Annotated in this window: 15 protein-coding genes; 12 read left to right on the forward strand and 3 right to left on the reverse strand. The window is 64.5% G+C overall.

Annotated features, from left to right (window positions below):
- Positions 1–95: 95 nt before the first annotated feature.
- The 3 genes from ACSQ3N_RS08170 to ACSQ3N_RS08180 form a co-directional block, all read right to left on the reverse strand.
- Positions 96–1274, reverse strand: a complete 1179-nt coding sequence (locus tag ACSQ3N_RS08170) for a toxin-antitoxin system YwqK family antitoxin (RefSeq protein WP_235507231.1) — start codon at positions 1272–1274, stop codon at positions 96–98.
- A 54-nt stretch (positions 1275–1328) separates the two neighbouring features.
- A complete protein-coding gene (locus tag ACSQ3N_RS08175; protein WP_056162085.1) occupies positions 1329–2105 on the reverse strand; it encodes an SAM-dependent methyltransferase in 777 nt (258 codons plus the stop codon).
- A gap of 154 nt (positions 2106–2259) precedes the next feature.
- Positions 2260–2859: a Maf family nucleotide pyrophosphatase gene (locus ACSQ3N_RS08180; protein WP_056162087.1), complete on the reverse strand. Its 600-nt coding sequence runs from the start codon at positions 2857–2859 to the stop codon at positions 2260–2262.
- 25 nt (positions 2860–2884) lie between these two features.
- Between ACSQ3N_RS08180 and ACSQ3N_RS08185 the strand changes: the two genes are divergently transcribed.
- The 12 genes from ACSQ3N_RS08185 to ACSQ3N_RS08240 all read left to right on the forward strand — a co-directional run bounded on the left by ACSQ3N_RS08185 (position 2885) and on the right by ACSQ3N_RS08240 (position 12487).
- Positions 2885–3436 (forward strand): YceD family protein, encoded by a 552-nt coding sequence (locus ACSQ3N_RS08185; protein ID WP_056162089.1) that lies wholly within the window; start codon positions 2885–2887, stop codon positions 3434–3436.
- A gap of 184 nt (positions 3437–3620) precedes the next feature.
- Positions 3621–3803: a 50S ribosomal protein L32 gene (gene rpmF, locus ACSQ3N_RS08190; protein ID WP_005794249.1), complete on the forward strand. Its 183-nt coding sequence runs from the start codon at positions 3621–3623 to the stop codon at positions 3801–3803.
- A 105-nt stretch (positions 3804–3908) separates the two neighbouring features.
- On the forward strand, positions 3909–4964 hold the full coding sequence (plsX, locus tag ACSQ3N_RS08195; RefSeq protein ID WP_056162092.1) for a phosphate acyltransferase PlsX: 1056 nt from the start codon (positions 3909–3911) through the stop codon (positions 4962–4964).
- Positions 4964–5941 carry a beta-ketoacyl-ACP synthase III gene (locus tag ACSQ3N_RS08200; RefSeq protein ID WP_436146030.1) on the forward strand — a complete coding sequence of 326 codons (978 nt, stop codon included), beginning with the start codon at positions 4964–4966 and terminating at the stop codon, positions 5939–5941. The genes plsX and ACSQ3N_RS08200 overlap by 1 nt, the downstream gene beginning before the upstream one ends.
- Positions 5942–6001: 60 nt before the next feature.
- On the forward strand, positions 6002–6952 hold the full coding sequence (gene fabD, locus ACSQ3N_RS08205) for an ACP S-malonyltransferase (RefSeq protein WP_056162097.1): 951 nt from the start codon (positions 6002–6004) through the stop codon (positions 6950–6952).
- On the forward strand, positions 6949–7695 hold the full coding sequence (fabG, locus tag ACSQ3N_RS08210; RefSeq protein WP_056162102.1) for a 3-oxoacyl-ACP reductase FabG: 747 nt from the start codon (positions 6949–6951) through the stop codon (positions 7693–7695). Before fabD ends, fabG begins: the two co-directional genes overlap by 4 nt.
- A gap of 102 nt (positions 7696–7797) precedes the next feature.
- Complete coding sequence (acpP, locus tag ACSQ3N_RS08215) at positions 7798–8037, forward strand: acyl carrier protein (RefSeq protein WP_003058049.1); 240 nt, start codon at positions 7798–7800, stop codon at positions 8035–8037.
- A gap of 48 nt (positions 8038–8085) precedes the next feature.
- On the forward strand, positions 8086–9330 hold the full coding sequence (gene fabF, locus ACSQ3N_RS08220; protein ID WP_056162105.1) for a beta-ketoacyl-ACP synthase II: 1245 nt from the start codon (positions 8086–8088) through the stop codon (positions 9328–9330).
- A 195-nt stretch (positions 9331–9525) separates the two neighbouring features.
- Positions 9526–10032 (forward strand): hypothetical protein, encoded by a 507-nt coding sequence (locus tag ACSQ3N_RS08225; protein WP_056162109.1) that lies wholly within the window; start codon positions 9526–9528, stop codon positions 10030–10032.
- A 13-nt stretch (positions 10033–10045) separates the two neighbouring features.
- A complete protein-coding gene (gene rpoE / locus ACSQ3N_RS08230) occupies positions 10046–10672 on the forward strand; it encodes an RNA polymerase sigma factor RpoE (protein WP_056162119.1) in 627 nt (208 codons plus the stop codon).
- A 51-nt stretch (positions 10673–10723) separates the two neighbouring features.
- The gene (locus ACSQ3N_RS08235; RefSeq protein WP_056162122.1) at positions 10724–11356 is read left to right on the forward strand and encodes a sigma-E factor negative regulatory protein; all 633 of its coding nucleotides are present in this window, start codon (positions 10724–10726) and stop codon (positions 11354–11356) included.
- A 39-nt stretch (positions 11357–11395) separates the two neighbouring features.
- The gene (locus ACSQ3N_RS08240; protein WP_082516696.1) at positions 11396–12487 is read left to right on the forward strand and encodes a MucB/RseB C-terminal domain-containing protein; all 1092 of its coding nucleotides are present in this window, start codon (positions 11396–11398) and stop codon (positions 12485–12487) included.
- Positions 12488–12578: the final 91 nt, after the last annotated feature.

Here is a 12578-nt window from a genome sequence, read left to right on the forward strand (position 1 = left end):
GCGCATCCAGACGCGCAACCGGGCAACCATCAAGCCTTCCAGCCCCGTGCAACGTCATTGTTGCGCGGGGTTATTTTTTTTGGGGCAGGCCCGTATCAGCTGTCGGTTCCGGCAGCTTTGCGCTGGCGGGAGCCGTCTTCCAGGATGGTGTCGTCGGCGATCAGCTTGCCGGATTCATCCCACTGCTTGCGGGCCGTAAGGCGTGTGCGGCCCCGCGCGTCGGGGGTGGAGTACTGCTCCTCCGTCGCCAGCCGGCCGTTCTCGTGGAAGGCCTGCTGCGTGCCCACGGGCCACTGGTCCGCGTTGAGCTGCTCGCGCCGTGCCAGCTTGCCGTCGTCGCGGTACATCTCGCGCAGCTGGCGGGCGTCCTTGCCGCTGCCGCTGACGGTGCTGCGCTCGCGCACGGACCCGTTCAGGTACCAGCGTTCCACCTGTACCTCGCGGCCGTCTTCGAAACTGCGTTGCTCGATAGGCTGGCCTGATGCGCCATAGCGTCTGGCCCTGAAAAGCTGGCCGCGCGTGTCGCGCAGCGTGCGGTCGTCGGGGTTGAAGACACGTTCCTCGCGCAGCACGCTCTTGCCGCCCTCGGTGTAGAAGCTCTTGTGCACGCGCCGGCCGTCCACCACCAGTTGCTGGGCCGACACGACGCCGTCGCTGGACCACTCGGTGGCGCTCAGCAGGCGGCCCTGGTCGTAGCGCAGCTGCGCAGACCGCGCCCCGCTCTCGGCGAACAGCTCGGTGTCGGTGGCGCCGGCGAAGCCGCAGAGCTTGCGGTCGTCGGGCAGCACGCTGCTGCGCGGGCACAGCAGGCGCATGGGCTGGCCCTTGCTGTTGTATTCGACATGGAAAAGCTCTTGCCCCTCGCCATGAAACGACACGCGCTCCACCCGGCCCGTGGCGTCGAAGCGGCGCACAGTGCCCTGGGTGCGGCCGTTGTCGGCGGTTTCCTCGCGGCGCACCTGGCCGTTGGGCCAGAACTCCGCCACCCGACCGTGGCTGTTGCCGCGTTCGTTCACCGTGCGCTCACGCAGCAGCCGGCCCTCGCGGTCGAACATGCGCTCCTGGCCAATGAACTTGCCGTTGCGCAGCTCTTGCTCGCGCTGCAGGTGGCCGGTGTCTTCTTCCCGGCATCGCACCAGCCCCGACTTGCCCGCCAGCTCCGCGCCGTTGGAGACGTTGAGGGGCTTGCCATCCATTTCACAGCGAATAATGGCGCTGGCGCTTGCTCCATAAGCGCTGGCAGCTATAAAAATAGTAGTGACGATGTATTTCATGGGTGTGGCTCCATGGTGCTGTGCGCCGTCGTGCGCTGTTGCACGCTGCTTTTTTTACCGGCCCAGCGCGAACACGACAGGTGTGCGGTTGTCCGGTGCCGCGGGCTGCTGGCGCCATTGGCGGACCAGTTGGCTCTGGATGCGGGCTTCCGGCAGCGTCAGGCCGCTGGCCAGGGCCAGGCGGGTGTGGGGCTGCAGCGCCTGCACCAGGGCCTGCCACAGCGCCGCGTTGCGGTAGGGCGTCTCGATGAACAGCTGGGTCTGGCCGGTTTTCAGGGCCAGACCCTCCAGCTCCTTGATGCGCTGGGTGCGTTCCTGCGCATCCTGCGGCAGGTAGCCCACGAAGGCGAAGTTCTGCCCATTGAGCCCGCTGGCCGCCAGTGCCAGCAGCAGCGACACCGGTCCGACCAGCGGCACCACGCGGATGGAGAGATCGTGCGCCGCGCGCACCACGGATGACCCAGGGTCGGCCACGGCAGGCATGCCAGCCTCGCTGACCAGGCCGATGTCGTGCCCCGCCAGCGCGGCAGCCAGCAGGGGGCGCGCGTCGAACGGCGCGGAGCCCTTGTCGCCGTGGTCGCCCTTCTTGTGCACCTCGCGCGGCAGTTCGGTGATCTGCTGCTGCTGCAGGGGGGCGGCCAGCGGGTGCAGTGCATCGATGCGCTTGAGGTAGGCGCGGGTGCTCTTGGCGTTCTCGCACACCCAGTGCGTGAGGCGCGCGGCGGTCTGCAGGGTGCTGTCGGGCAGGGCGTCCTGCAGCGGGGCGGTGGTGTCGCAGCCAAAGTCGAGCGGGGCGGGTACCAGGAACAGGGTTCCGGTTTTTGTTTTCATTGGGAGTATTTAGTGCGTTGTTCAGGGTCCGAGGACTCAGAATTGGACGCGGTCCATGCCAGTGCACCCGTGGAACTGGCTTTGCCAGGCCACCGGGTGCGTCCCCCTCCCGAAGGAGAGGGGGAAGGCGCGAAGCGCCTCAGGGGGTGCTTGATCACGGCAACACCAGGCCCGCGGCGCGCAGCATGCGGCAGGTGCGGATCAGCGGCAGGCCGATGAGGGCCGTGGGGTCGTCGCTGTGGATGGCGTCGAGCAGCGCGATGCCCAGGCCTTCGCTCTTGGCACTGCCGGCGCAGTCGTAGGGTTGCTCGGCGCGCAGGTAGCGCTCGATCTCTTCATCGGACAAGTCTCGGAATTTCACTTCCACCGGCGCCAGGTCGACCTGCTCGAACCCCGTGGCTGCGCACACCACGGCCACGGCCGTCTGGAAAATCACCGTCTGCCCACGCATCTGGCGCAGTTGCTGGACGGCGCGTTCGTGTTCGCCAGGCTTGCCCAGCGGCGTGCCCGCCAGGTCGGCCACTTGGTCCGATCCAATCACGACGGCCTCGGGGTGCTGCTGCGCCACGGCGCGGGCCTTGGCCAGGGCCAGCCGCAGCGCCAGGGCGCGGGGGGCTTCGCCGGGCTCGGGGGTCTCGTCCACATGGGGGGCGGCCACGTCGAACGGCAGACGCAGCCGTTCCAGCAATTCACGGCGGTAGCGCGAGGTCGAGCCCAATACCAGAGGGCGTTGCAAGGGAGGGGATTGAAGCATGCGCCGATTCTCTTACACTGCCGCCATGACCAAGGAATTCTCCCCTCAACGCCTGGACGTGAAAGCCTTTGCACAGGCGGGCGGGCGGCTGTCGGGCCACGAATCACTTTTGAAGTACGAGCGCCTGGCCCAGGAGGCCAAAGGCCTGCACCCGGACCTGATGGTGGACTGGGAAGCCGTGGGCGAGGTGCGCACCGCGCTGGGCGGTATGGGGCAGGTATGGCTGCGCATCAAGGTCACCGCCAGCTTCCCCATGGAATGCCAGCGCTGCCTGACGCCGGTGGACGTGCCCCTGGAGGTCGACCGCGAGTTCCGCTTCGTGGCCGACGAGGCCACCGCTGAAGCGCTGGACGACGAGAGCGAGGAAGACCTGCTCGCCATGACCCGCGAGTTCGACCTGCGCGAGCTGATCGAAGACGAACTGCTGATGGCGCTGCCCGTGGTGCCCAAGCACGACGAATGCCCGACCTCGGTGCCCATGGCATCGACCGACGACGACTTCGAGGAAGCCAGTGCCGACAAGCCCAATCCCTTCGCGGCCTTGGCGGGTTTGCGCAAGGACACCAAGGGGCAGTGAGCCGCGCGAAGGGGCTTGCCGACCAGGCTGTCGCCTTGTGCCGACATGTGGAGGATGAGTCGCCCGAAAGGGTATAGACAGCCCCCAAAATCATTTGGGTTATAATCGAGGGCTTCACGCGAATCCCCTCGTGTCTTTATGGGCTGATCGCGTATTTACCAACCTATTCAGACCAGGAGCCATCATGGCCGTTCAGCAAAACAAAAAGTCCCCTTCCAAGCGCGGTATGCACCGTTCGCACAATGCCCTGAATGTGCCAGGCATTGCAGTGGAACCCACCACCGGTGAAACCCACCTGCGTCACCACATCAGCCCCAACGGTTTCTACCGTGGTCGCCAGGTGCTGAAGAACAAGTCCGAAGCCTGACCTTCGCACCATCCACAGGCCCGTTGCTACTGAAAGCGTAGCGCGGGCCTTTGTTTTGGTTATTGCATTTCATCGCTGGCCCACGGCCAGTCAGACTAGTCGCCCATGATCACACTGGCTGTTGACTGCATGGGGGGCGACCATGGCCCCCGCGTCACGCTCGCGGCGTGCCGTCAGTTTCTCGACAATCATCCGGATGCTCGCCTGCTGCTCGTCGGCCTGGCGGACAGCCTGCAGTCGTTTTCGCACGATCGGGCCACGGTCGTTGTCGCCACCGAGGTGGTGGCGATGGACGACCCGGTGGAAGTGGCCCTGCGCAAGAAGAAAGACTCTTCCATGCGCGTTGCCATCCAGCAGGTCAAGGACGGGGCTGCCGCGGCTGCCGTGTCAGCCGGCAATACCGGCGCACTGATGGCGATTGCCCGCTATCTCCTCAAAACCCTGGACGGCATCGACCGCCCTGCGATCGCCACCCAGTTGCCTAATGCCTTGGGCGGTGCCACCACGGTGCTGGACCTGGGTGCGAATGTGGACTGCTCGGCCGAGCATCTGCTGCAGTTCGCGGTGATGGGCTCCGCGCTGGTGTCGGCCCTTCAAGAGGGTGGCGAGCCCACCGTCGGCTTGCTGAACATCGGTGAAGAAGTCATCAAGGGCAGCGAAGTCATCAAAAGAGCCGGTGAACTGCTGCGATCTGCTGGCAACGCCGGCGATCTGAACTTTTTTGGCAATGTCGAGGGCAACGACATCTTCAAGGGTACTGTCGACATCGTGGTATGTGACGGATTTGTGGGGAACGTGGCCCTCAAGGCGAGCGAAGGTGTGGCGTCCATGATCATCGGCGCCCTGAAGGCCGAGTTCTCGCACAACATTTTCACCAAAATGGCTGCCATCGTGGCCTATCCGGTCCTAAAAGCGCTGATGAAGCGTATGGACTACCGGCGCTACAACGGTGCGGCGCTTTTGGGGCTGCGCGGACTGGTCTTCAAGAGCCACGGATCGGCGGACACAATGGCTTTCGAGCAGGCTTTGAACCGGGCGTATGATGCAGCCCGCAACAACCTGCTCGACCGCGTCCGGACCCGGATTGCGCATGCGGCCCCGCTCCTCGCGCCCGCAGATGCCCAGACCCAACCTGGCGTAGCGGCGACGACGAGACATTGATGAGACGCTACTCCCGCATTACCGGTACCGGCAGCTATCTGCCCCCGCGCCGGTTGACCAACGCCGATCTGGTAGCTGAATTGGGCCAGCGCGGTATCGAAACTTCGGACGAATGGATCGTGGAACGCACCGGTATCCGGGCGCGCCACTTTGCCGCGCCCGATGTCGGCAGCAGCGACCTGGGGCTGGAAGCCGCACGCAATGCCTTGCAGGCGGCGGGCCTGCAACCCACGGACATCGATCTCATCATCGTGGCCACGTCCACACCGGACATGGTGTTCCCCTCCACCGCTTGCATCCTGCAGAACAAGCTGGGTGCCAATGGCTGTCCCGCCTTCGATGTGCAGGCCGTGTGCAGCGGCTTTGTGTATGCGCTGGCGGTGGCCGACGCCATGATCCAGTCCGGCGGAGCCAGCCGCGCACTCGTGGTCGGCTCGGAGGTGTTCAGCCGTATCCTGGATTTCAACGACCGCACGACCTGTGTGCTGTTTGGCGACGGAGCCGGCGCTGTGGTGCTGGAGGCGTCAGACACGCCCGGCATCTTGTCGAGTGATCTGCATGCCGACGGCAAGCATGTCGGCATCCTGTGTGTGCCGGGCGGTGTCTCGGGTGGGCAGGTGCTGGGCGACCCACTGCTCAAGATGGACGGACAGGCCGTGTTCAAGCTGGCGGTCGGGGTGCTTGAAAAGGCAGCCCATGCCGTGCTGGCCAAGACGGGCTTGGTCGAAGCAGATATCGACTGGCTGATTCCTCACCAGGCCAACATCCGCATCATGCAAAGCACCGCCAGAAAGCTCAAGCTGCCCATGGACAAGGTGGTGGTCACGGTGGACCAGCATGGCAATACGTCGGCGGCGTCCATTCCCCTGGCGCTCGACCACGGTGTGCGCACCGGTCAGGTCAAGAAGGGGCAGACCCTGCTGCTCGAAGGTGTGGGCGGCGGCTTCACCTGGGGCGCCGTGCTCCTGAAGTTGTAGCTTTCTGCGCTTGCTGGGCAAGCGGTAGGGCGAGATTTCAACCATATTTCTGGATTTTTCATGAAGACTTTTGCATTGGTCTTTCCCGGGCAAGGCTCTCAGTCCGTGGGCATGCTGGACGGCTGGGGCGACAACCCCGTGGTCTTGCAGACGCTGCAGGAGGCCTCGGATGCGCTGGGCGAGAACGTCGGCCAGTTGATCAAGGATGGCCCCAAGGAAGCGCTGGCACTGACGACGAACACGCAGCCTGTGATGCTGGTGGCGGGTGTCGCGGCCTGGCGCGTGTGGCGTGCCGAAGGTGGTGCGCTGCCGGCTGCGGTGGCCGGGCACTCGCTGGGCGAGTATTCGGCGCTGGTGGCTGCGGGCGTGCTCACGCTGGCGCAAGCCGCGCCGCTGGTGCGACTGCGCGCTGCCGCCATGCAGGAAGCCGTGCCGGTGGGTACGGGTGCCATGGCGGCCATCCTGGGCATGGATTCGGCCAAGGTCATCGCCGGGTGTGCCGAAGCACTGGCTTCGTTCGGCCCTGGCACTTCGGAAGTGGTCGAGGCGGTCAATTTCAACGACCCCATCCAGACCGTGATTGCGGGCACCAAGGCGGGCGTGGACAAGGCCTGCGAAGTGCTCAAGGCTGCAGGCGCCAAGCGCACGCTGCCCCTGCCGGTGTCGGCCCCTTTCCACTCCAGTCTGATGAAGCCCGCGGCCGATAAGCTGCGTGCAGCGCTGGCGGATGTGGCGCTCGCGGCGCCGCAGATTCCCGTTCTCAACAACGTGGACGTGGCCCTGCAGCAAGATGCCGACGCGATCCGCGATGCGCTGTACCGCCAGGCTTTTGGCCCCGTGCGCTGGGTCGAATGCGTGCACGCCCTGAAGGCGCGTGGCATCACCCACATCATCGAAAGCGGCCCTGGCAAGGTGCTGGCGGGCCTCACCAAACGCATCGACCCTGAACTGGTCGGTGGCGCCCTATTTGATCCGGCCTCGCTGGCCGAAACCCGGGAGTTGCTGGCATGACGGAAACCTCATCGGCAGCGCAGGTCGCGCTGGTCACCGGCGCATCGCGCGGCATCGGCGCGGCCATCGCGCTGGAGCTGGCCGTGCGCGGCTACCAGGTGGTGGGCACTGCCACTACGGACGAAGGCGCACAGCGTATCAGCCAGGCGCTTGCGGCCTACCCAGGCTGCCGCGGCGCCAATCTGAATGTGAACGACATGGCGGCCATCGACGCGCTGCTGGACACCATCGTCAAGCAGCAGGGCGGTCTGCACGTGCTGGTGAACAACGCAGGCATCACCCGCGACACCCTGGCCATGCGCATGAAGGACGATGACTGGGATGCGGTGCTCGACACCAATCTCAAGGCCGTTTTCCGCATGAGCCGCGCCGCCATTCGTCCGATGATGAAGCAGCGTTTCGGGCGCATCATCAGCATCACCAGTGTGGTGGGCGCGTCCGGCAATCCGGGACAGGCCAACTACGCCGCGGCGAAGGCGGGCGTGGCCGGCATGACGCGTGCACTGGCCCGTGAGCTGGGCAGCCGCAGCATCACCGTGAACTGCGTGGCACCCGGTTTCATCGAGACGGACATGACGTCCGTGTTGGCCGAAGAGCAGCAAAAAGCGCTCAATGCACAGATCCCGCTGGGCCACATGGGCAAGCCTCGGGACATCGCGCATGCGGTCGCTTATCTCGCCTCGCGCGAGGCTGGTTATGTGACGGGGCAGGAGTTGCACGTCAATGGCGGCATGTACATGTAATTAATGAAAGATAACGCCGCTTCATCCGGACGGCGGGCTGTTTAGGGCTTCTCCTTAAGCAGCTAGAATCGCGGATTCATTCACAACCCCCAGAGGGAAACCATGAGCGATATCGAAGCACGCGTCAAAAAAATCATTGCCGAGCAACTCGGAGTGGAAGAGTCCCAAGTCACGAACGAAAAGGCGTTCGTCGCTGACCTCGGCGCTGATTCGCTGGACACGGTAGAACTGGTGATGGCCCTGGAAGACGAATTCGGCATCGAGATCCCCGACGAAGACGCGGAGAAGATCACGACGGTGCAAAACGCCATCGACTACGCCAACACCCACCAGAAGGCCTGAGCGGCGCACTGCGCCTGACTCAAGCGATCAGCTAGAAGGTTTTCACGCATGAGCCGTCGTCGCGTTGTCGTGACCGGCCTGGGATGCGTCAGCCCCGTGGGTAACACGGTGGCCGAGTCCTGGGCCAATATTCTTGCCGGCCAGTCCGGCATTGACCTTATCACCAAGTTCGATGCATCGAACTTCGCCTGCAAGATTGCAGGGGAGGTCAAGGGTTTCGACCTGGAGTCGTACATCAGCGCCAAGGATGCGCGCGCGATGGACAGTTTCATCCACTTCGGCATTGCCGCTGCTGCACAAGCCGTGCAGGATGCGGGCCTGCCGACGGGTGAAGCGCTCAGTGAAGATCTGGCCACCCGCATTGCCTGCGTGATTGGCTCCGGGATCGGTGGCCTGCCACTGATCGAAAACACCCATGCCGAGCTCACCAACCGGGGTCCCCGGCGTGTCACGCCGTTCTTCGTGCCGGCGTCCATCATCAACATGGTGGCGGGGCATGTGTCCATGCGGTTTGGATTCAAGGGTCCTAACCTCGCTGTGGTGACTGCCTGCACAACGGGCTTGCATTGCATCGGCGAAGCGGGCCGCATGATCGAATACGGAGATGCCGACGTGGTCGTGGCGGGTGGTACCGAATCCACTGTCTCGCCGCTGGGCATCGGCGGCTTCGCTGCCATGCGTGCGCTGTCGACGCGCAACGATGATCCCAAGACGGCATCCCGCCCCTGGGACAAGGACCGCGACGGTTTTGTGCTGGGCGAGGGCGCCGGGGTCATGGTGCTCGAAGAGTACGAGCATGCCAAGGCCCGCGGTGCCAAGATTTACGCCGAACTGAGCGGCTTCGGCATGAGTGCCGACGCCGGCCACATGACGGCACCCAACATGGACGGCCCGCGCCGCGCGATGCTCAACGCCTTGCGCAATGCAGGCATGAATGCCGACCAAGTGGACTACCTGAACGCGCACGGCACCTCCACGCCGCTGGGCGACCTGAACGAAACGAATGCCATCAAGGCGGCCCTGGGCGACCACGCCTACAAGACCGTCGTGAGCTCGACCAAATCCATGACCGGCCATCTGCTGGGTGGAGCGGGCGGCATCGAAAGTATTTTCACCGTGCTCGCGCTGTACCACCAGAAGGTGCCGCCTACGATCAACCTGTTCAACCAGGACCCCGAGTGCGATCTGGATTACTGTGCCAACACGGCCCGGGACATGAAGATCGACGTGGCCGTGAAGAACAACTTCGGCTTCGGGGGCACCAACGGCACGCTGGTGTTCAAGCGCGCCTGAACGCGGTGTCCATTGCTTCGCGGTGGACACTGTGGATTGGTCTTTGGGGTGCAGTCTCTTTGCCTGCAGTTCTCAAACACGCCTGGAGCGCCCAGACGGCAGCGCGCTTTGCGTGCGCAGGCAAGGCGGGTTCTCGCAAACGCTGCGCTTGCACGCTTCTGAGTCTCCCGTCTTCAGCGTGAGGCATCAGGCCCCATGAGCAAGCTGGCGCGGTACGCCCCGGCGGTGAACTATCCCTTCGGACGCAGCAGCGTTCTGGCGGCTTTTCTTGTCGCCGTGGCGGCAGGGGGACTCGGCGGATTGGTGGCCTGGGCGTTGCAGGGCGTTCGTGCGGGTATCCAGTGGCCCGTCTGGGTGGCCATGGGCGTGTGGCTGGTAGCCGCGATCAATGCCTTTGATTTCTGGCGCCGTCAGCCTGTGGGCACCCTCCGCTGGGATGGGCAGTCCTGGTCGGTCACTGTGGCTGGCGGACATGCCGATGGGCAGGCCCGGGCACTTTCTGGCCCGCCGGGAATCTTTCTCGACATGCAGTCGCACTTGTGGGTGCATGTTTCGCCCGCGGGGCGTCGCGATCTCTGGCTATGGCTGGAGCGTTCAAGCCAACCCGAGCGTTGGATGGATCTGCGCCGTGCGGTATATTCGCGCGCCAAGCCGGGCGTTGACCCTGACGCAATCGCCCCGGCTGGTAGCCGTGGGGCGTGATTTTCGAGCATCAATGACTGTAAATACGCCTTCCCCTTCCGAGGACAGTGATCTCCAACTGGTGGAGCGCACGGTTGCGGGCGATCAGCGTGCCTACGAGTTGCTGGTCATTAAATACCAGCGGCGCATCGAGCGGCTCATTGGCCGGATGGTGCGCGATACGGACATCATTCCGGACATCGCGCAGGAAACCTTCATCCGCGCCTACCGGGCCCTGCACCAATTTCGCGGAGAGGCCCAGTTCTACACCTGGCTTTACCGTATCGCGGTGAACACGGCCAAAAAAGCGCTCATGGACATGAAGCGCAACCCGGTCATCTCTGAAAACGCGCTGCGAGGGAATGACGACGAAGATGAAACTTCCCGCCTCGGACATGAACTAACCAGCGAAGAAACCCCCGAAACCGTACTCGCTGCCCGAGAAATCGCGCAAGCCGTCAATGCGGCGATGGAGGCCTTACCCGAGGATTTGCGCCAGGCGGTCACGCTGCGTGAGATCGAAGGGCTGAGTTACGACGAGATCGCGCTGGCGATGGGATGCCCCATCGGCACGGTCCGGTCGCGAATTTTTCGGGCGCGGGAGGCCATTTCGGCCCGGGTGCGTCCTTTGCTCGAAAACCAGTCGGGCAAACGGTGGTGAGGTGATGAAATGAACAAGGCTGTAGCAAACATCAAATCGACGGGTAGTTCCATGGCGGACAGTACGGACAAACGAGAACAACTTTCTGCGCTGGCAGACGGGCAGCTGCAAGGCGCTGAACTGGCGGATGCGCTGGCCTATGCGGGCCAGGACGATGAAGCCATGGCCACGTGGGAGCTGTACCACCTGGTCGGCGATGTGCTGCGCTCGCCGGAGCTCGCGCAGTCCGTCGACACGGGTTTCATGAGCCGGTTGCGCACGGAATTGGCCAAGGAGCCGCTGCCGGTGCGGGCGCAGGAGCCCGTGCAGGTGGCTGTGGTGGCCCCTGTGGCAACGGCGGCAGCCAATGCGTCCGTTTTCCGCTGGAAGATGGCCGCGGGATTTGCCTCGATGGCCGCAGTGGCTGCCATCGGCTGGTCGTCGCTGTCCAGCCTGCAAGGCGGGGCAGGGCAGGTGCCGGCGGGCGCGCAACTGGCCCAGCAATCTGCGGAGCGCCCAGCACAGGCGGGCTCTGTGGCAGCGCCCGTGGTGGCGGTTGCCGATGCTGACGGGCAGCAGATCATGATCCGTGACCCGCGTCTGGACGAGCTGTTGGCCGCCCACAAGCAATTTGGAAGCACCTCGGCGTTGCAAATGCCGGCAGGTTTCTTGCGCAATGCCACCTTTGAGACTCCCAACCGCTGAATGCCTGGCCGGCACAGGCATTGGCATTGAGGTGGTGCGATGAACCCGCCAGGAGACGCAGTCAGCCCCGCAATGTTGGCGTATCGATGGCTCAAGGCACCAGTTCGGGCCGCGCTGTGCGTTTTTGGGGTGTCCTGTGCCATGGGGGCGCCGCAGGCAAGCGCACCTTTACCTTCATCTGCGCCTGCATCGGCAGTCGAGGTCGCTGCGGCCCCTGCTGAGCGCAACGTGGTGCAGTGGATCGAGCGCATGCACCGCGCGCCCTGCGCACGGCCCTATGTGGGCACGTTTGTGGTCCTGTCTGCCACCGGGGCCATGGCCAGCTCGCGGATCTGGCAGGCGTGCGATGCCCAGCAGCAGATGGAGCAGGTCGAAGTCCTGAGCGGCACGCCCCGGGTCATCTTCCGGCGCAATGACGAAGTACGCACGTTCTGGCCGCAGACCCGGGTGGTGCGGATGGACCGCAAGGAAGCGTCAGGCCTTTTCCCGCGCGTGCCCGCGGTCAACGGGGCGTCCATTTCCCAGTTCTATGTGTCCAAGCCTCTGGGCCAGGAACGGGTCGCCGGGCTGGTTGCCGAGGTCGTGTGGTTCAAGCCGCTGGATGGTCTGAGGTTTGGATACCGGCTCTGGAGCGAGAAAGAAACCGGTCTGGTCGTCAAGCTGCAGACGCTCGGTCCGGACGGCCGCGTGCTGGAGCAGTCCGCCTTTTCGGAGCTCGACCTCAATGCGCCCGTGCGCGCCGATCAACTCTCGCGCCTGATGGATGCAACCGCTGGCTACAAAGTGGTCGCGTCTGCGGTGGTCAAGACGACGGCCAAGGAAGAGGGCTGGACCCTGCGCCAACCCGTGGCGGGCTTCGTGCCGGTAAGCTGCAACAAGCGCGCCGTGTCTGCCACCGATGATGCCCAAGGCATCCTGCAGTGCCTGTACTCGGATGGCCTGGCGTCCGTATCGCTGTTCATGGAACCGTTCGATGCGCAGCGCCACCCGGCCCAGCCGCAGGTCTCCAGCATGGGCGCCACGCAGTTGCTCGCGCAAAAGATAACGCCCGACGTGTGGCTGACGCTAGTGGGCGAGGTGCCGATGCATACCCTGCGCCTTTTCGCCGGGCAGCTCGAGCGCACGCGTTGATGCGCATGCGGCGTACCGCAGCGCCGCTGGTTCCATGCCGTGCCGTGTCATGCAGTGCCGTCCAGGTTGAATATGCCTCTTGCCGGGGAAC

The sequence above is a fragment of the Acidovorax sp. LjRoot194 genome (genome assembly GCF_964253015.1).
Taxonomy (GTDB): domain Bacteria; phylum Pseudomonadota; class Gammaproteobacteria; order Burkholderiales; family Burkholderiaceae_C; genus Acidovorax.